Source organism: Streptomyces luteogriseus (genome assembly GCF_014205055.1).
In the GTDB taxonomy this organism is placed as follows: domain Bacteria; phylum Actinomycetota; class Actinomycetes; order Streptomycetales; family Streptomycetaceae; genus Streptomyces; species Streptomyces luteogriseus.
Window position 1 is genome coordinate 2309482 of sequence record NZ_JACHMS010000001.1, and the last position, 18125, is coordinate 2327606.

The 18125-nt window shown below is 72.2% G+C and carries 16 protein-coding genes and 1 pseudogene; 10 read left to right on the forward strand and 7 right to left on the reverse strand.

The features are described from left to right. Positions 1-81 precede the first annotated feature (81 nt). The 6 genes from BJ965_RS10045 to BJ965_RS10065 all read left to right on the forward strand — a co-directional run bounded on the left by BJ965_RS10045 (position 82) and on the right by BJ965_RS10065 (position 4782). Positions 82-759 carry an amino acid ABC transporter permease gene (locus BJ965_RS10045; RefSeq protein ID WP_184908353.1) on the forward strand — a complete coding sequence of 226 codons (678 nt, stop codon included), beginning with the start codon at positions 82-84 and terminating at the stop codon, positions 757-759. Next, on the forward strand, positions 756-1664 hold the full coding sequence (locus BJ965_RS10050) for an amino acid ABC transporter permease (RefSeq protein ID WP_184908354.1): 909 nt from the start codon (positions 756-758) through the stop codon (positions 1662-1664). Before BJ965_RS10045 ends, BJ965_RS10050 begins: the two co-directional genes overlap by 4 nt. Before the next feature lie 281 nt (positions 1665-1945). Beyond that, positions 1946-3553 carry an FAD-dependent monooxygenase gene (locus BJ965_RS10055; RefSeq protein WP_184908355.1) on the forward strand — a complete coding sequence of 536 codons (1608 nt, stop codon included), beginning with the start codon at positions 1946-1948 and terminating at the stop codon, positions 3551-3553. 108 nt (positions 3554-3661) lie between these two features. Next, complete coding sequence (locus BJ965_RS40115; protein ID WP_310851512.1) at positions 3662-3733, forward strand: putative leader peptide; 72 nt, start codon at positions 3662-3664, stop codon at positions 3731-3733. A gap of 96 nt (positions 3734-3829) precedes the next feature. Continuing rightward, positions 3830-4366, forward strand: coding sequence for a cysteine dioxygenase (locus tag BJ965_RS10060; RefSeq protein WP_184908356.1), 537 nt, complete (start codon positions 3830-3832; stop codon positions 4364-4366). Continuing rightward, the gene (locus BJ965_RS10065; protein ID WP_306688295.1) at positions 4363-4782 is read left to right on the forward strand and encodes a rhodanese-like domain-containing protein; all 420 of its coding nucleotides are present in this window, start codon (positions 4363-4365) and stop codon (positions 4780-4782) included. The genes BJ965_RS10060 and BJ965_RS10065 overlap by 4 nt, the downstream gene beginning before the upstream one ends. A 28-nt stretch (positions 4783-4810) precedes the next feature. On the opposite strand, the gene recX is transcribed toward BJ965_RS10065, so the two are convergent. Further along, positions 4811-5644 (reverse strand): recombination regulator RecX, encoded by an 834-nt coding sequence (gene recX / locus BJ965_RS10070; RefSeq protein WP_184908357.1) that lies wholly within the window; start codon positions 5642-5644, stop codon positions 4811-4813. A 3-nt stretch (positions 5645-5647) separates the two neighbouring features. Further along, positions 5648-6772, reverse strand: coding sequence for a recombinase RecA (recA, locus tag BJ965_RS10075; RefSeq protein ID WP_184908358.1), 1125 nt, complete (start codon positions 6770-6772; stop codon positions 5648-5650). 274 nt (positions 6773-7046) lie between these two features. Between recA and BJ965_RS10080 the strand changes: the two genes are divergently transcribed. Next, the gene (locus BJ965_RS10080) at positions 7047-7601 is read left to right on the forward strand and encodes a hypothetical protein (RefSeq protein ID WP_184908359.1); all 555 of its coding nucleotides are present in this window, start codon (positions 7047-7049) and stop codon (positions 7599-7601) included. A gap of 118 nt (positions 7602-7719) precedes the next feature. Here BJ965_RS10080 and BJ965_RS10085 read toward each other — a convergent pair whose 3' ends face one another. Further along, positions 7720-8988 (reverse strand): AI-2E family transporter, encoded by a 1269-nt coding sequence (locus BJ965_RS10085; RefSeq protein ID WP_184908360.1) that lies wholly within the window; start codon positions 8986-8988, stop codon positions 7720-7722. A 163-nt stretch (positions 8989-9151) separates the two neighbouring features. Continuing rightward, on the reverse strand, positions 9152-9346 hold the full coding sequence (locus BJ965_RS10090) for a DUF3046 domain-containing protein (protein WP_030853368.1): 195 nt from the start codon (positions 9344-9346) through the stop codon (positions 9152-9154). Positions 9347-9426: 80 nt separating this feature from the next. On the opposite strand from BJ965_RS10090, the gene BJ965_RS10095 reads away from it, so the two are divergent. Beyond that, positions 9427-10371: a hypothetical protein gene (locus BJ965_RS10095; RefSeq protein WP_184908361.1), complete on the forward strand. Its 945-nt coding sequence runs from the start codon at positions 9427-9429 to the stop codon at positions 10369-10371. Here BJ965_RS10095 and BJ965_RS10100 read toward each other — a convergent pair whose 3' ends face one another. The 3 genes and pseudogenes from BJ965_RS10100 to BJ965_RS10110 form a co-directional block, all read right to left on the reverse strand. Further along, a complete protein-coding gene (locus BJ965_RS10100; RefSeq protein ID WP_184908362.1) occupies positions 10372-10683 on the reverse strand; it encodes an AzlD domain-containing protein in 312 nt (103 codons plus the stop codon). Beyond that, positions 10683-11408, reverse strand: a complete 726-nt coding sequence (locus tag BJ965_RS10105; RefSeq protein WP_184908363.1) for an AzlC family ABC transporter permease — start codon at positions 11406-11408, stop codon at positions 10683-10685. The genes BJ965_RS10100 and BJ965_RS10105 overlap by 1 nt, the downstream gene beginning before the upstream one ends. A 26-nt stretch (positions 11409-11434) precedes the next feature. Further along, positions 11435-12262, reverse strand: a pseudogene (locus BJ965_RS10110) (AraC family transcriptional regulator); the annotation flags it as partial. Between the two features lie 61 nt (positions 12263-12323). On the opposite strand from BJ965_RS10110, the gene BJ965_RS10115 reads away from it, so the two are divergent. Next, a complete protein-coding gene (locus tag BJ965_RS10115) occupies positions 12324-17237 on the forward strand; it encodes an ATP-dependent helicase (RefSeq protein ID WP_184908365.1) in 4914 nt (1637 codons plus the stop codon). A 57-nt stretch (positions 17238-17294) separates the two neighbouring features. After that, positions 17295-18116, forward strand: coding sequence for an Fpg/Nei family DNA glycosylase (locus BJ965_RS10120; RefSeq protein ID WP_184908366.1), 822 nt, complete (start codon positions 17295-17297; stop codon positions 18114-18116). Positions 18117-18125 lie beyond the last annotated feature (9 nt).

Consider the following 18125-nt stretch of genomic DNA (forward strand, 5'->3'; position numbering starts at 1 on the left):
GCGCGCCGCCGCCCCCAGCTTCTCCGGCGGCGGCGCGGCACGTCCGCTGCCCAAGCCACACACCCGGAAGCGCGGGAGATCGTGTTCGACTTTCTATCTGACTATGACGACCCGACCCTGTTGGGTGCCTTCTGGGTCACGGTGCAGCTCACCGTCCTCTCGGCCATCGGATCCCTGATCTGGGGCACCCTGCTGGCGGCCATGCGGGTCAGCCCGGTTCCGCTGATGCGCGGGTTCGGCACCGCCTATGTGAACATCGTCCGGAACATCCCCCTCACCGTCATCATCGTCTTCACCTCGCTCGGCCTCGCCAACATCTTCGGCGTGACGATGGGTGCACCCGACGACTTCGAGGCCAAGGCGTTCCGCCTGGCGGTCCTCGGCCTCGTCGCCTACACCGCCGCCTTCGTCTGCGAGGCCATCCGCTCCGGCATCAACACAGTGCCTGTCGGCCAGGCGGAGGCAGCCCGTGCCATCGGGCTGAGCTTCAGCCAGATCCTGCGGCTCATCGTTTTGCCGCAGGCGTTCCGCTCGGTCATCGGGCCGTTGGCCAACGTGCTCATCGCACTGACCAAGAACACCACCGTGGCGGCCGCGATCGGCGTGGCGGAGGCTGCCCTCCTGATGAAGGAAATGATCGAGAACGAGGCACAGACGGTGCTCATCGGCGCGATCTTCGCCTTCGGTTTCGTGGTACTGACCCTGCCCACCGGCCTGTTCCTCGGCTGGCTGAGCAAGCGACTGGCGGTGAAGCGATGACGTCCGTCCTCTATGACGCCCCCGGCCCCCGGGCCAAGCGGCGCAACGTGCTCTTCTCGGTACTCTTCTTCGTCCTGCTCGCCCTCCTGCTGTGGTGGATCTGGCAAACGCTTGACGACAAGGGCCAACTGGAGTGGGCTCTGTGGAAGCCCTTCACCACCTCCGAGGCCTGGACGACGTACCTGCTGCCAGGCCTGGCCGACACCCTGAAGGCCGCCGCCCTCTCGATGGTCATCGCCCTTCCGCTGGGCGCCGTCCTCGGCATCGCACGCATGTCCGACCATCGCTGGGTGCGCATCCCGGCCGGCGCGGTGGTCGAGTTCTTCCGGGCGATCCCGGTGCTGCTCCTGATGCTGTTCGCCAACGAGTTCTACGTCCGCTCCACGGGCATCCCCAGCGACGAACGGCCCCTGTACGCGGTGGTCACCGGCCTGGTGCTCTACAACGCCTCGGTCCTCGCCGAGATCGTACGAGCCGGCATCTTGTCCCTGCCCAAGGGACAGTCGGAAGCCGCCATGGCGATCGGGCTGCGTAAGAGCCAGACGATGTCGAGCATCCTGCTGCCGCAGGCCGTCACCGCGATGCTGCCCGCCATCGTCAGCCAGCTGGTCGTCATCGTGAAGGACACCGCGCTGGGCGGCGTGATGCTCGGGTTCACCGAGTTGCTCAACACGCGCAGCACCCTCGCGGCCAACTATGCGAACGTCGTCCCCAGCTTCATCGTGGTGGCGGTCATCTTCATCGTGCTGAACTTCATCCTCACGTCCTTCGCTTCCTGGTTGGAACGCAGGCTGCGCCGCAGCAAGCGGAGCACGGGCGCTGTTCTCGGTGCCGACAAGGTCGACGACGTGAACGCGGCCGAGGTGGGCGGCTCCTACGGCACCGGTGCCGGCGGCTCCATCTGACGCTCCGACAACCTCTCCTACTGTGGCCCGCCGGGTATCCGGCGGGCCACAGTTGTGCCGAGCCGGAAGCCGACCGGTGGCGCCCCACGCTGACACGCCCTCAAGTGACGAGCGTGTCGCCCCGCTACCCTTGTTGCGGTGCCATGATCGCCACCAGCCCCTGGTCACTTGACGCAAGCACCGGCAATGGGTTGCATACGTTCTGTGATCGTGCACCCTGCTCCAACTTCCTGTTCACCTACGTCTCTCAGGACACCACCGCGGGCAGGGGGCGCCACGCCGTGGACCCGGTGATCATCGTCGGAGCGGGGCCCGTCGGGCTCACGCTCGCCCTTGCGCTGGCACGTCAGGAAGTCCCCTGCGTCGTCCTCGACGAGGGCCCGGGCAAGGACGAACCTCGCGCGGCGCGCACCGTCGTCCTGCGCGAGGACACCGCCGCCCTGGTGGAACGGCTGACCGGAATGCCCCTTTCCCGGGCCGGTGCCCGCTGGGCCGGATGGCGGTCGATGCGGCGCAAGCAGGTGATGCGCGAGATCGTTTTCGACGGCACCGAACCCGCCCCTCTGCACATCGCCCAGCACGTGCTGACCGGCGCCCTGCGTGCGGCCCTCGCGGACGAACGGCTCGTCAAGGTCGCGGTCGAAAGCCGTCTCGACGGCCTCGAACAGGAGGCCGCGGGCGTCACGGCCCACACCCGCGGCCCCAAGGGCACGTGGTGGCGAGGCAGTTACCTGGTCGGCTGCGACGGCCCCCGCTCGACCGTGCGCAAGATCCAGGACATCCGATTCCCGGGCCGTACGGCAGTGGAACGTCACGCCGTCGCCGCGCTCCGTACGGAACTGCCCTGGCACGACGAGGCGTTGCTGCACCGTCTGCCGCCCTGGCGCATGTCCGGGCCCTCGGCCGGCGAGGTCACGGCACGCCCGCTGCCGGACGGCGTCTGGCGCCTCGACTGGCTCCTGCCGCCCGGCAAGGACCTGGTCACCCCCGAGCTCCTGCTCACCCGCATCCGGGAGACCCTGGCCGGCTGGGCGGGCGGCACGGCCCCGCCCTACGAGCTGCTGGACACCGGTGTCCACACCGTCCACCACCGGCTGGCGCGCCGCTGGCGTGCCGACCGGGTGTTTCTGGCCGGGGACGCGGCCCACCTGCTCGGCGCCCTGGGCACGCACGGCCTGGACGAGGGCTTGCGAGACGCCGACAACCTCGCCTGGAAACTGGCCCTGGCCTGGCACCACGGGCCGCACGAGGCTCTTCTCGACAGTTATCAGACGGAACGGCGGGCGGTCGTCGCCGCCCGGCTCCGCGCGGCCGACCAGGCACTGCCGCTGCTGCGCGGCGGTGGAGGACTGCGCGCCGTCGTCCCCGGCTCGTCCCGGGGCCACGACGCTCTCCTCACGGAGGGTCACTTGGGGCAGGGTCAGCTCGGCGCGCCGGGGGCGTACGCCGACTCGCCTCTCGCACCCCAACACCTCGAGGGGGAGGTGCCGGTCGACACGCCGCTCGGTACCCCGGTCACCGACGTACGGGTCACCGCGGAGGACGGCACCTTCGTACGGCTGCGGGACCGGCTCGGCCGCGGCGCGCTGCTCGTCGTGCTGATCGCGCCGGGCACGGGTGTCTGGGAGCGCAAGCACTGGGTCGGCGCGGGCATCATGCCGCAGCTCGCGGCTGCGGTCACGGCGCTCCCGCACCCGGCCGAGTTGCTCGTCGCCGAGAGGTATCCGGGCGCGGCCGCGCACACGGTGCTGCTGGTGCGCCCCGACGGGCACCTGGTGACCGCGCTGGGCGGGGTGCGCCCCGCCGATCTGTACGCGGCGGCGGAAGCCACGGTCGGCGGTCCGGTGAAAGCGCAGGCGGAGGCCGGTGCTTCGGCCGGTTCGCGCTGAGGTCGGCACCGGAGCCATGTGCTCACTGTCACGGTGCGTCCGCATGGTGACAGTGAGTTGACCCACCCGGGCGGCCATGGTGTACTCCGGTGCGTGACCGACACCTGTGTGCGCCTGTGGCGGAGGGTCCATATGGACCTCCTCCGTTATGCGGGCTGCGTGTGTCGCCCGTCCTGCTGACTTCGCATTCCCGTTCCCTCTGCGCGCGCCGCGCTCTGTCTGCCGGCTGCCGCGCCTTGCTCGCGAACCCTCATCAGGACCTTCAGGACGGCACCCGTGTCTGTATCCCCTTCTGTGACCTCTTCGGTCTCGGCCGGTCCGGCTCCCACCCAGGCCGACCTCTACGACTTCGTCCGGCGCACCGCCGCCGACACCGAGCTGATCGACTCCCTGCCACTCGACCCTGAGGGCCGCACCTGGGTGCGGCTGGACGGGCCCGGCGGCAGCGAAGCCTGGCTGATCGGCTGGCCGCCCGGCACGGGCACGGGCTGGCACGACCACGCCGACTCGGTCGGCGCCTTCCTGACCGCGTCGGGTGAGCTCAAGGAGAACTCCCTCGCCGCGCGGCTTCCCACCGACGGCTGGAAGACCCTGGAGCTGGCCGGGGACGTGGACCGGGAGCGTCGGCTGCGGGCCGGCCAGGGCCGCGCCTTCGGCCGGCACCACGTCCACGAGGTGCTCAACGAGTCGTCCGACCGGCACGCGATCTCCGTCCACGCCTACTACCCGCCTCTGCCGCAGATCCGCCGCTACAGCCGCAGCGGTCCGGTCCTGCGGCTCGAGCAGGTCGAACGACCGGAGGACTGGCAGTGAGCACCTCACCCGAGTCACCGAGCAGTGCCTCTCATCCCCCGACCGGAATAGACGAGTTGCTGGAGCGCGTCCGGGCGGGCTATGAGCGGATCGAAGCGCAGGAGGCCTACGAGGCTGCCCGGGCCGGCGACGCGCTCCTGGTCGACATCCGCTACGCCGCCCTGCGCGAACGGGACGGCCTCATCCCCGGCGCCCACGTCGTCGAGCGCAACGAACTGGAATGGCGCCTCGACCCCCGGGGCAGCCACCGCATCCCCGAGGCCACGAGCCACGCCCTGCGCATCATCGTGATCTGCAACGAGGGCTACGCGTCCAGCCTGGCGGCCCAGTCCTTGCACCAGCTGGGCCTGCACCGGGCCACGGATCTGGTCGGGGGGTTCCAAGCGTGGCGCGGGGCGGGGTTGCCGGTGGAGTGAGCTCTCACCCCCACGCCCTGCGCATCCTTCAGAACCCCTCGTCCCCGAGGAACTCCGTGTCCTCCCCTTCCTCCTCCAGCGCTTGCCGGACCACCCTCAGGGCCATGCCCTCGGGGTAGCCCTTGCGGGCGAGCATGCCGGCGAGGCGGCGGAGGCGTTTGTCGCGGTCGAGTCCGCGGGTGGAACGGAGCTTGCGCGCGACAAGCTCACGCGCGGTCTCCTCTTCCTGCTCGGAGTCGAGCTGGGAGACGGCTTCGTCGATCAGCGTCGAGTCGACGCCCTTGGTCCGCAGCTCCCGGGCGAGCGCGCGCCGGGCCAGTCCTCTGCCGTGGTGGCGGGACTCCACCCAGGCGTCCGCGAAGGCACCGTCGTTGATGAGGCCGACCTCTTCGAACCGCGACAGCACCTCCTCGGCGGCGTCGTCCGGGATCTGCCGCTTGCGCAGGGCGTCGGCGAGTTGCTTGCGGGTCCGCGGGGTCCCGGTGAGCAGGCGCAGGCAGATCGCCCGAGCCCGCTCGACCGGGTCCCCTGGAGGTGCCTCCTGCTCGGCCCTCGACGAGGAGAGGGCACCTCCGTCCTCGGTATCAGCCGCCGCCTCGCCGAAGCCACGCCGACGACGACCGCGCCTGCCACGCGGCCCTCCGTCATGCGGCCCGCCGTCACGCGAGCCGCCTCTGGGTGAGCCACCCCCGTGCGGCCCGGGGTCGTCGCCGTGCTCGTAGAGCCCGTCGCTCTCGTATGGCATGTCCCCGGGGCCTTCCACCCCGTCCACGGCTGAGCCCGTGTCGCCTCCGGTGCCCCTCCCCCGTGGGGCACCGGAGGCGGCGTACTCATACTCCGCCCAGTCGGTTCGCCGTGTCACGGATCAGCTCTTGGCTGCGGCGGCCTTGGACTTGGCGGTCTTGGCCGGTGCCGGGACGGGGACAGCCGGGGCGGCGTCGGCCGGCGCGGAGACCGCGGCGTCCGTGCCCGGCTCGGCGACCGGCTCCTCGGGGCGCACACCGACGCCGAGCTTCTCCTTGATCTTCTTCTCGATCTCGTTGGCCAGGTCGGGGTTGTCCTTCAGGAAGTTGCGCGCGTTCTCCTTGCCCTGGCCGAGCTGGTCGCCCTCGTACGTGTACCAGGCGCCGGCCTTGCGAACGAAGCCGTGCTCCACGCCCATGTCGATCAGGCCGCCCTCGCGACTGATGCCCTGGCCGTAGAGGATGTCGAACTCGGCCTGCTTGAAGGGCGGCGCGACCTTGTTCTTGACGACCTTGCAGCGGGTGCGGTTACCGACCGCCTCCGTGCCGTCCTTCAGGGTCTCGATGCGGCGGATGTCGATGCGCACCGAGGCGTAGAACTTCAGCGCCCGGCCACCGGTCGTGGTCTCCGGGGAGCCGAACATCACGCCGATCTTCTCGCGGAGCTGGTTGATGAAGATCGCGGTGGTCTTGGACTGGTTGAGCGCGCTGGTGATCTTCCGCAGCGCCTGGCTCATCAGGCGGGCCTGCAGACCGACGTGGCTGTCGCCCATCTCGCCCTCGATCTCCGCACGCGGGACGAGCGCGGCGACGGAGTCGATGACGATGAGGTCGAGGGCGCCGGAGCGGACCAGCATGTCCACGATCTCCAGAGCCTGCTCGCCGTTGTCCGGCTGGGAGAGGATGAGGTTGTCGATGTCGACGCCGAGCTTCTTCGCGTACTCGGGGTCGAGTGCGTGCTCCGCGTCGACGAAGGCGACCTGGCCGCCGGCCTTCTGCGCGTTCGCCACCGCGTGCAGGGTCAGGGTGGTCTTACCGGAGGACTCCGGTCCGTAGACCTCGACGACGCGGCCGCGCGGCAGGCCGCCCACTCCGAGGGCCACGTCGAGGGCGGTGGACCCGGTCGGGATGACCTCGATGGGCTCGTTGACCCGGTCGCCCATGCGCATGACCGCGCCCTTGCCGAATTGCCGTTCAATCTGTGCGAGAGCGGCATCCAGGGCCTTCTCGCGGTCGGTTCCTGCCATGGGTTCCACCCGATTTGCTTGAGTCGATCGCTTCACGTCAAAGACGCTAACGCCTGCCACTGACAATGCGCCCCGACGCACGTCCGGCCTGTGGATAACTCGGGCATTTCTCTACCCAAAGTACGTCGAAATGCCCTTCGTTGAGCTTCGCCGGCGCCTCCATGAGAATGGATGTTCGATTTTTGTGTCAAGCGCACCACGCGGGCCCCGCCTCCCCTGATCCCGGTCCCCGCCTACCCTGATCCCGGCTGCGCGCACCCAGGGGGAGAGACGGATGTGTCGGATCACCGCGGCGGACAAGGAAGCCGCCGTCCCACGGTTCCTCCAGGAGTTCCCGCACCCGCCGCGGTCCGGCCGGGATCACCCGGCGCTCCGTGGCTGCGACGACATCGCCTGGGCGGACTTCCCCGGGTGCCCCGCCGGCGTCGCGGCCCTCTTGCGCGGTCTGCTCGATCCGGCCGCGGCCTCCGAAGCCGAGCGGGTGCTCTGCAACGTCCTGATGGACGGTGTCTTCCGGTTGGGACCGGCCATGCCGGCGGCCCTGCCGTTCCTGCTCCGTCTCGCCGCCGATCCAGCGGTGCCGGTGCGGACCGAGCTGGTCGAGGTCCTGCTGGTCGTCGCGGAGCTCTCGCATCCCGTCGACGGAGGCGGTGAGCAGGCGATCCGGGTCCTGGGCAGCGACCGCGACCGACCGGAACGAGCACTCTGCCGGGCCGTCTTCGCCGAGCACGCCGACCTCGTGCGCGGTCTGCTGGAGGACCGGACGCTGCCGGACGGGTTCATCCCACCCGAAGAGCGGGCGAGCCTTCTGAAGGTGGCGACGCCGTAAGAGCCCGACGGCTCGGACCTCTCAGCGCGGGCTCCTCAGCCCGGGCTTCCTCAGCCCGGGCTCCTCAGCGCGGGCCTCTCAGCCGGACCCCGCGGCCGGGCCTCTCAGCTCCGGCCTCTCAAGAGGAGCTCTCCCCGGCCCCGGAACTCCCGCCTCCGGGCCGCTCCGCCCCCGGCCTCCGCGCCCACAACGCCCTCGCACGCGTGAGCAGGCCCGATCCCTCTCCCCGTCGGCGGTGGCCGTGCACCCGAGGGTCGTCCGTGACGTCGTAGCGCTTCACGTACGCCCCCAGGAAGGCCTGGAGCGTGGCGATGGCGGGGATGGCGATCAGCGCGCCGACGGCGCCGAGGAGGGCGGTACCGGCGATGACCGCGCCGAAGGCGACGGCGGGGTGGATGTCGACGGTCTTGGAGGTCAGCTTGGGCTGCAGCACGTAGTTCTCAAACTGCTGGTAGATCACCACGAAGACCAGCACCCACAGCGCGTACCAGGGATCGACCGTGAACGCGATCAGCATGGGCAGGGCGCCCGCGAGGTACGTGCCGATGGTGGGGATGAACTGCGACACCAGGCCCACCCACACAGCGAGCACGGGCGCGTAGGGCACGTCCAAGGCCTGCAGCAGGACGAAGTGCGCCACGCCGGAGATCAGTGCCATCAGGCCGCGGGAGTAGATGTAGCCGCCGGTCTTGTTCACGGCGATCTCCCACGCGCGCAGCACCTCGGCCTGGCGGGCGGGCGGCAGGACGGAGCAGATCGCGCGGCGCAGCCGCGGGCCGTCCGCGGCGAAGTAGAACGAGAACAGGGCGATCGTGAGCAGCTGGAAGAGGCCTCCGATGACCTGGGCGGACACGTCCAGGACGCCCGTGGCGCTGTTCTGGACGTAGTTGCGCAGCCAGTCGGAGCGGAGCAGGCCCTCCTGGATGTCGACGCGCTTCAGGTCGGTCTTGAAGTGCGTGTTGATCCAGTTGATGACGGAGTCGAGGTATGCGGGGAAGCCCTCGATCAGCTTGATGATCTGGTCCGCGAGGACGGAACCGAGCAGGGTGACGAAGCCGGCCGACACGATCATCACGCCGATGAAGACGATGAACGTGGCCAGCCCTCTGCGCATGCCGCGGGAGGCCATCCAGCTCACCGCGGGTTCTATGGCGAGCGCCAGGAAGAACGCGATGAGGATGTTGATCAGCAGGCCGGTGAGCTGGTGGAAGGCCCAGCTGCCCAGCTGGAACGCGGCGACGAGAGCGAGCGCGAGCACCAGGGCGCGCGGCAGCCAGCGCGGCATGCGGCCGTCACCGGCCCCGCCGACCGGGGGTCGGACGGGCGGCGTCGTACCGGATGCGGAGGACTGCCGGGCTGCCTGCCCGGTCTCGTCAGTGAGTGCCACGGTCCAAGTCTCGCCCACGCCACCGACAGCCGTCTGCCCGGCTGCGATCTTCGTGACGGGGCAGCGACATCGGAGACCGGCCTGCTGATCAGGCAGGTGGTCGCCAAGGCCGTCCGGCCCAGTCGCCCGGCGGTCTCAACCGCTCAACCACTCAACCGCACGGTCAGCGCCTCTCCCGGGGCACGTCCATCACCGAGCAGACCACCTGCCAGACCTCCTTGGCGTCCCAGCCGGCCGCCAGGGCCTCGTGCACCGTGCGTCCGCCGAGCTCGGACATCACATGGTCGCGCGCGAACATCTCGGCGTAGCCAGGACCGAAGTGCTCCGCCATCCGCTGCCAGAAGACCGTCAACCGCATGACCCCAGTATCCCGCCCCTGGGGGTGGGCCTGGGCCGGGACCGCCTGCCGGCGCCGCTCCGCGCCCTACGGTCTGACCCATGGCCGAAACAGGAGCTACCGAATTCCCCCCGACGCCCCCGCCGCACAGTCTGGTCACGCGCGCGGAGCGTTTCGTCTGGCTCAACGCGCGCGTGCTCGAGCAGCGCCGCTTCGCCCACCACTTCCGGGGCGCCGCCGCCGACCCGGTGGAGACCGCCCTGGACGCCTACCGCAACGAGGACGGCGGGTACGGCCACGCGCTGGAGCCGGATCTGCGCGGCCCGGTCAGCCAGCCACTGCACACCGCGCACGCGCTGCGTGTCCTGGACGCGGTCGGACGCTGTGCCGGCCAGCGCGTGGAACGCATGTGCCGCTACCTGACGTCCGTCTCCACCGCGGACGGCGCCCTCCCTGCGATCCACCCCAGCCAGCGCGACTACCCCACGGCCCCCTTCGTGACGGTGGTGGACGACCCGCCCAGCGACCTCCTGGCCACCGGGCCGGTGGTGGGGCTGCTGCACCGCAACGAGGTGTGGCACGCCTGGCTCTTCCGGGCCACGGACTTCTGCTGGCTGGCGGTGGAGTCCCTGGAGAAGTCGCATCCGTACGAGATCGAGGCCGCCGTCGCCTTCCTGGACTCCGCCCCCGACCGCCCGCGCGCGGAGGCGGCCGCCGGCCGTCTCGGCCGCCTGGTCCGCGAACACCGCCTCGCGGCCCTGGATCCCGACCGTCTGGACGCGTATCCGGTGTCTCCCGGCTACGCCCCGGGGGAGCACCACTTCCCGTACGACTACGCGCGGACACCGCGCTCGCTCGCGCGCGCGTGGTTCACGGATGACGAGATGTCCCGCTCCCTGGACCACCTCACGGCCCAGCAGCAGGAGGACGGCGGCTGGCCCGTCCGGTGGCGCCACTGGGCCCCGGCCCCCGCCCTGGAGGCACGCCCGCTCGTGACGATCGAGGCCTTGCGCGTGCTCAGTGCGCACGGCAGGGCCATCGACTGATCATCCCGCCCCCATGGCACGCACCCCCGCGGTCACCACCACGGCCGCGGCGACGACGAGCAGGAACGGGGCGCGCAGCAGCAGCACCACGGCCGCGGCGGCAAGCCCGGCGGCCCGCGCGTCCAGCACCAGCGTCCGGCCGTCGGCGAAGGTCTGCTGAGCCGTGAGGGCCGCGAGCAGCGCGACGGGCAGCAGGGCGGCGAGACGCCTGATGACGGGCCGCTCAAGGGCCCCCGCGGGCACCAGGAGTCCGGCCAGTTTGACGGCGTAGCAGCCGAGGGCCGTCGCCCCGATCGCGATCCAGGCGTTCATCACGCGTCCTCCTGTTCCCCGCGGCGGCGCCGGCCGTCCGCCCACAGCACGGCCGGCGCCGCCAGGGCGGCCAGCAGCACCGGCACCCCGGCGGGCAGCACGGGCAGCAGCCCGAGCCCCAGCAGCACGGCGAGTCCGGCGACGGCCCGCTCGGTGCCGGTCTTGAGCATCGGCGCGAGCAGCGCCAGAAAGACGGCGGGCCCGGCGGCGTCCAGGCCCCAGGCGCCCGTGTCCCCGATGGCCTCGGCGCCCATGGCGCCGAGCAGCGTGGTGAGGTTCCACAGCAGGTACAGGGTCAGTCCGGTCACGAAGAACCCGAGCCGTGCGGCGCGGCGCGTGGGCTGGGCGAGCGCGACGACGGCCGTCTCGTCGATCACCCACTGGGCGGCGAACGGCCGCACCGCGCGCGGGAGGACCAGCAGCTGCGACAAGCGCAGGCCGTAGAAGGCGTTCCGCGCGCCCAGGAAGAAGGCCCCGGCAGCGGCGGTGAACGGACCGCCTCCGACGGCGAGGGCCCCCACCAGCGCGAACTGGGACGCGCCGGTGAACACCAGAAGACTGAGCGCGCACGTCTGCGGCAGCGTGAGTCCGCTGCCGGCCGATGTCACTCCGAAAGCGAACCCGGACAGCCCGACGGCCACCCCGACACCCAGGGCGTCGCGTACGACGGCCCGGTCCGCCTTCTCACCTGTGTCTGCGTCCTCGAGAGCTGTCCGATCTGTCACGCCCCGCACGCTACGAGCCCCGGCTACCGCCGGTCTTGTACGTTCTTGCGCTCGCGTTGGTACGCCCCCGGGGGTACGCCGACCATCCGGCTGAAGTGCCGGTGGAGATGGGACTGGTCGGTGAATCCGACGGTCACGGCGGCCTCGGAGGGAGTCGTCCCGGTGTCCAGCAGCTGTCGCGCCCTGCGTACGCGCGCGTCCGTGAGCCAGGCGTGCGGCGGCATGCCGTAGGCGTTCCGGAAGGCCCGCAGCAAGGCGAACGGGCTGGTCCCGAGGTCGGCCGCCAGCTGCTCCAGGGTCGGCGGCCGTGTCATCCGCTCCTCCAGTACGCCACGCGCGCGTGCCGCGATCCGGGCTCCGGCGGGGCGTACCTCCCGCCGCGGCACGGGTCCGCCGTTCAAGCGCAGCAGTCTGGTCACCGCCACCCGCAGCAGTGTGTCCGCGGCCAGGGCGTTGCCCTCGTCGGCGGCCCGCAGCACCTGGTGGATCAGACCCCCGGCATAGGGATCGTCCATCACCGGGCTGACGAACCCCGGCGTCCCGCGCAGCGTCGTCGTCTCGGCCGCGATCTCCGCCACCACGTCGACCGGCGGGTACACGGCCCCGTACCGCCACCCTTCGGGCACGCCGGCCCGCCCGGTGTGCGGCGTATCGGGATTCACCAGAGCGAGGGCCCCGGGCCCCGCGTACTGGTCGCCCCCTTTGTGGTGGAAGACCTCCACCCCGTCGGCGATGGCGGCGATCACGAAGTTCTCGTGCGTATGCCGCACGAAGGCCTTGCGGACGTACCGGGCCCGCAGCAGATCCACCCCTGGCAGCTCGTCGTACTGCCAGTGCCGTGCGTGCTCGTTCATACGACCATTGTCCGCGCGGCGGCGAAACCCCGTTGTCAGTGCCGAGGTGCACGATGGACGCATGCCCAGCAATGCGCACCGAGCCCTGGACGGCTTCTCACCCGCGACCCGCGCCTGGTTCACGGGTGCCTTCTCCGCGCCCACCTCGGCCCAGGCCGGTGCGTGGCAGGCCATCCACGAGGGTTCGGACGTGCTGGTCGTCGCCCCCACGGGCTCCGGCAAGACCCTGGCCGCCTTCCTGGCCGCTCTCGACCAGCTGGCCTCGACGCCTCCCCCGGCCGACCCCAGGAAGCGCTGCCGCGTCCTGTACGTCTCCCCGCTGAAGGCCCTGGCGGTGGACGTCGAGCGCAACCTGCGCAGCCCGCTGACGGGCATCCGCCAGGAGTCCGTGCGCCTCGGCCTGCCCGAGCCCGAGATCAAGGTGGGCATCCGCTCGGGCGACACCCCCGCCGCCGAGCGCCGCGCGCTGTCCACCCGCCCGCCGGACATCCTGATCACGACCCCCGAGTCGCTGTTCCTGATGCTGACCTCGGCCACCCGCGACGCCCTGACCGGCATCGACACGGTGATCCTCGACGAGGTGCACGCGGTTGCCGGCACCAAGCGCGGCGCCCATCTCGCACTCTCCCTGGAGCGGCTGGACGACCTCCTGCCGAAGCCGGCCCGCCGCATCGGCCTCTCCGCGACGGTCCGCCCGGTCGACGAGGTCGCCCGGTTCCTCTCGCCACGCCGCAAGGTGGAGATCGTCCAGCCGGAGTCGGGCAAGGAGTTCGATCTGTCCGTGGTCGTCCCGGTCGAGGACCTGGGCGAGCTGGGTGGCTCCCCGGTGGCGGACGGTCAGGAGGGCGCGGAGCGTCCGTCCATCTGGCCGCACGTGGAGGAGCGGATCGCCGACCTCGTCCAGTCCCACCGCTCCACGATCGTCTTCGCGAACTCCCGCCGCCTCGCGGAGCGCCTCTGCAACCGCCTGAACGAGATCGCGTACGAGCGGGCCACGGGCGAGCCCCTCGACGAGCACCACTCCCCCGCCGAGCTCATGGGCGGTTCGGGAGCGGCCCAGGGCGCCCCCCAGGTCATCGCCCGCGCCCACCACGGCTCGGTGTCCAAGGAGCAGCGGGCCCTGGTCGAGGAGGACCTCAAGGCGGGGCGCCTGCCCGCGGTCGTGGCCACGTCCAGCCTCGAGCTGGGCATCGACATGGGCGCCGTGGACCTGGTGGTCCAGGTCGAGTCGCCGCCCTCCGTCGCCTCCGGCCTGCAGCGGGTGGGCCGGGCGGGGCACCAGGTGGGCGCGGTCTCCACCGGCGTGGTCTTCCCGAAGTACCGCGGCGACCTGGTGCAGGCGGCGGTGGTCACCGAGCGCATGCGCACCGGCTCCATCGAGTCCCTCAGGGTTCCCGCGAACCCGCTGGACGTCCTGGCCCAGCAGGTGGTCGCCATGACCGCCCTGGACTCGTGGCAGTTCGACGACCTCCTCGCCGCCGTCCGCCGGGCCGCCCCCTTCGCCTCGCTCCCCGAGTCGGCCTTCACCGCGGTCCTCGACATGCTGGCCGGCCGCTACCCGTCCGACGCGTTCGCGGAGCTGCGCCCGCGCGTGGTGTGGGACCGGGTCACCGGCGAGATCACCGGCCGCCCCGGCGCGCAGCGCCTCGCCGTCACCTCCGGTGGCACGATCCCCGACCGCGGCCTCTTCGGCGTCTTCCTGGCGGGCGCCGACCCCAAGAAGGGCGGTGGCCGGGTCGGCGAGCTCGACGAGGAGATGGTCTACGAGTCCCGCGTCGGCGACGTCTTCACGCTCGGCACCAGCTCTTGGCGCATCGAGGACATCACCCGCGACCGCGTCCTGGTCTCCCCGGCCCCGGGCGTGCCGGGCCGGCTGCCCTTCTGGAAGGGCGACCAGCTGGGCCGGCCGCTGGAACTGGGCCGGGCGGTGGGCGCGTTCCTGCGCGAGGTCGGATCGCTGCCCAAGGACGACGCCCGTCTCCGGCTCCTCGCCGCCGGCCTGGACGCGTGGGCCGCGGACAACGTGCTCTCCTACCTGGACGAGCAGCGCGAGGCCTGCGGCCACATCCCGGACGACCGGACGATCGTCGTGGAGCGCTTCCGCGACGAGCTCGGCGACTGGCGCGTGGTGGTGCACTCCCCCTTCGGCGCCCAGGTGCACGCCCCCTGGGCGCTCGCGCTCGGCGCCAAGCTCTCCGAGCGGTACGGCATGGACGCCCAGGTCATGCACGCCGACGACGGCATCGTGCTGCGCCTGCCGGACGCCGATCTCATGGGTCTGGACCTGCTGGACCAGGAGCCGGTGAAGACGGGCCGGGAGTACGACGCCGAGCAGGCCCCCGTGGGCGCGGCGGACGTCGTCTTCGACAAGGGCGAGGTCGATCAGGTCGTCACCGACCAGGTGGGCAGTTCCGCCCTGTTCGCCTCCCGGTTCCGCGAGTGCGCCGCCCGCGCGCTGCTGCTGCCGCGCCGCAACCCGGGCAAGCGCACTCCGCTGTGGCAGCAGCGTCAGCGTGCCTCGCAGCTGCTGCAGGTGGCCAGTGAGTTCGGCTCGTTCCCGATCGTCCTGGAGGCGGTCCGCGAGTGCCTCCAGGACGTCTTCGACGTCCCCGGGCTCGTCGAGCTGATGGGCGACCTGGAGTCCCGCAGGGTCCGCCTGGTCGAGGTCACCACGCCCGAGCCCTCCCCCTTCGCGCGCTCCCTCCTCTTCGGCTACGTCGCCCAGTTCCTGTACGAGGGTGACTCCCCGCTGGCCGAGCGCCGTGCCGCCGCCCTGTCGCTGGACTCGCGGCTGCTGGCCGAGCTGCTGGGCCAGGCCGAGCTGCGTGAGCTGCTCGACGCGGAGGTGCTGACCGAGCTGGAGCAGGAGCTCCAGTGGCGCACCGAGGACCGCCGCGTCAAGGATGCCGAGGGGGTCGCGGACCTCCTCCGTCTCCTCGGCCCGCTCACCGACGCGGAACTGGCCGAGCGGGGCGCCGAACCGCAGTGGGCCCAGGAGCTGGCGGGCACCCGCCGGGCCATCCGGGTCCGGATCGCGGGCAGGGACCACTGGGCGGCGATCGAGGACGCGGGCCGTCTGCGTGACGCCCTGGGCACCGCGCTGCCGGTCGGCGTCCCGGAGGCCTTCACGGAGCCCGTCAAGGACCCGCTCGGCGATCTCCTCGCGCGCTACGCGCGCACCCACGGGCCGTTCACCTCGGCCACGGCAGCGGCCCGTTTCGGTCTGGGCGTGGCCGTCACCGAGGGCGCCCTCCAGCGGCTCTCGGCGGCGGGCCGGGTCGTCCAGGGCGAGTTCCACCCGGCCGGGATCGGCCAGGAGTGGTGCGACGCCGCCGTACTGCGCCGGTTGCGCCGCCGCTCCCTGGCCGCTCTGCGACACGAACTGGAGCCGGTGCCCCCGGCCGCGCTCGCCCAGTTCCTCCCCCAGTGGCAGCACATCGGCAAGGGGCACTCCCTGCGCGGCATCGACGGTCTGGTCCGCGCCATCGAGCAGGTACAGGGCGCGTCCGTGCCGGCCTCCGCCCTGGAGAAGCTGGTGCTGCCCTCCCGGGTCGCGAACTACACCCCGGCGATGCTGGACGAGCTCACCGCCGCCGGTGAGGTGGTCTGGGCCGGGGCGGGCTCACTCCCCGGCAAGGACGGCTGGATCTCGCTCTACCTGGCGGACGCGGCCCCCTTGCTCCTGCCGCCCCCACACCCCCTGGAGCTGACCGCCCTGCACCAGTCCGTCCTGGACACCCTCTCCGGCGGCTACGGCCTGTTCTTCCGCCAGATCGCCGACCAGGTCCGCGCCACCACCCATCCCGAGGCCACCGACCCCCAACTGGCCGACGCCCTCTGGGACCTGGCCTGGTCCGGGCGCCTGACGAACGACACGCTCACCCCCCTGCGCTCCCTGCTCGGCTCGGGCCGCACCGCGGGCTCCACGGCCCACCGCGCCAAGCGCTCGATGCCGCGCGGCCGCTACGGCTCCCTGACGGCCGCGGCCCGCACCGCGTCCCGCTCCGGCCCTCCGACGGTCGCGGGCCGCTGGTCCCTGCTCCCGGCCCACGAACCGGACGCCACCGTGCGGGCCCACGCCCTCGCCCGCACCCTCCTCGACCGGCACGGCGTCGTCACCAGGGGCGCGGTCTCGGCGGAGGGCGTCGAGGGCGGCTTCTCGGCGACGTATCGCGTCCTGTCGGTCTTCGAGGAGAGCGGCCAGGCCCGCCGTGGCTATGTGGTGGAGGGTCTCGGCGCCGCGCAGTTCGCGATGGACGGCGCGGTGGACCGCCTGCGCGCGGTGTCCAACGCCCGCGACCGCGGCGAGGCCCTGCCCGGCCCGCCGCCCGGTTCCGAGCCCGACCCGTTCCCGGCCCATGACTTCGCCGGACCGGACGACTCCGCCCCCTCCCACGACCACACCGACGACCCCGGCCCCGATGGCTTCCCCGGCCTGGACGCCTCCTTTGTCACCCCCGATCCGTCCCCGGGCGAGTGGGCCTCGCCCCGCGATCGCCCTCGGGCCGCCCCGCCCTGGCAGAACGGCGGGCGCGCGGCGTACGACCAGGGCTTCGCGGGCCGTAGCACCCGCCCCGACGGCGCATCCAAGGCCGTGGTCCTCGCCGCCGCCGACCCTGCGAACGCGTACGGCGCCGCCCTGGCCTGGCCCGAGCCCCCGACCGGCGCCGGGCACAAGCCGGGCCGCAAGGCCGGCTCGCTCGTGGTGCTCGTCGACGGTGAGCTGACGCTCTACATGGAGCGGGGCGGCAAGACCCTGCTGGCCTGGCCCGCCGACCCGGACGGCGACCCCACCGCCGACCCCCGCCTGGGCAGCGCCGCCGAAGCCCTCGCCGCGGCCGCCCGCGCGGGCTCGCTCGGCACGGTCACGGTGGAGCGCGTCAACGGCGCACAAGCCCTGACGTCCCCCATCGGCACCCTCCTGGAAGGAGCGGGCTTCATCGCGACGCCCCGCGGACTCCGCCTGCGCGCATGACGTCCCCGCCCGCGGCCACTCCGACCGAGCACGCGTCCACCGTGCCACCCTTGACGCATGCCCGAAGGTGACACGGTCTGGCAGGCCGCGAGGCGGTTGCACGACGCACTCGCGGGCAAGGTGCTGACCCGCAGCGACCTCAGGGTGCCCCGCTTCGCCACGGCCGACCTCACGGGGCGTACGGTCCTGGACGTCACCCCGCGCGGCAAACACCTCCTCACCCGCGTCGAGGGCGGCCTGACACTCCATTCCCACCTGCGGATGGACGGGTCCTGGAAGGTGTACGGCAACGGCCAGCGCTGGAGCGGCGGTCCCGGCCACCAGATCCGCGCGATCCTCGGCAACCCGGACCGCACGGCCGTCGGCTACCGCCTGCCCGTCCTGGAGCTGCTGCGCACCACCGACGAGCACCGCGCGGTCGGCCACCTCGGCCCCGACCTCCTCGGCCCGGACTGGGACCCCGAGCGTGCCGTCGCCAACGTCCTCCAGGACCCCGCCCGCGAACTCGGCGAGGCCCTGCTCGACCAGCGCAACCTCGCCGGCATCGGCAATGTCTACAAGAGCGAGCTCTGCTTCCTCCTCGGTGTCACCCCCTGGCTCCCGGCCGGCGCCCTGCCCCCCGACCGGGCCGCGAAGCTGCCGACGCTCGCCAAGAAGCTGCTGGAAGCCAACCGCGACCGCCCCATCCGCAGCACCACGGGCCGCCGCGGCCAGGACCTCTTCGTCTACGGCCGCGCCCCTCGCCCCTGTCTGCGCTGCCGCACCTCGATCCGCGTCGCCGACCAGGGCGACGGATCCCGCGAACGCCCCACCTACTGGTGCCCCACCTGCCAGCCCGGCCCCGCCCCCGCCCCGACCCGGCGCAGCCGCACCAATTGACGACCCATC

Bases quoted from the DNA above. Each gene is read 5' to 3' on its own strand.
- BJ965_RS10050 (WP_184908354.1), top strand. From the start codon at position 756: ATGACGTCCGTCCTCTATGACGCCCCCGGCCCCCGGGCCAAGCGGCGC.
- recA (WP_184908358.1), bottom strand. From the start codon at position 6,772: ATGGCAGGAACCGACCGCGAGAAGGCCCTGGATGCCGCTCTCGCACAG.
- BJ965_RS10080 (WP_184908359.1), top strand. From the start codon at position 7,047: ATGTGTCGGATCACCGCGGCGGACAAGGAAGCCGCCGTCCCACGGTTC.
- BJ965_RS10090 (WP_030853368.1), bottom strand. From the start codon at position 9,346: ATGCGGTTGACGGTCTTCTGGCAGCGGATGGCGGAGCACTTCGGTCCT.
- BJ965_RS10095 (WP_184908361.1), top strand. From the start codon at position 9,427: ATGGCCGAAACAGGAGCTACCGAATTCCCCCCGACGCCCCCGCCGCAC.
- BJ965_RS10100 (WP_184908362.1), bottom strand. From the start codon at position 10,683: ATGAACGCCTGGATCGCGATCGGGGCGACGGCCCTCGGCTGCTACGCC.
- BJ965_RS10115 (WP_184908365.1), top strand. From the start codon at position 12,324: ATGCCCAGCAATGCGCACCGAGCCCTGGACGGCTTCTCACCCGCGACC.
- BJ965_RS10120 (WP_184908366.1), top strand. From the start codon at position 17,295: ATGCCCGAAGGTGACACGGTCTGGCAGGCCGCGAGGCGGTTGCACGAC.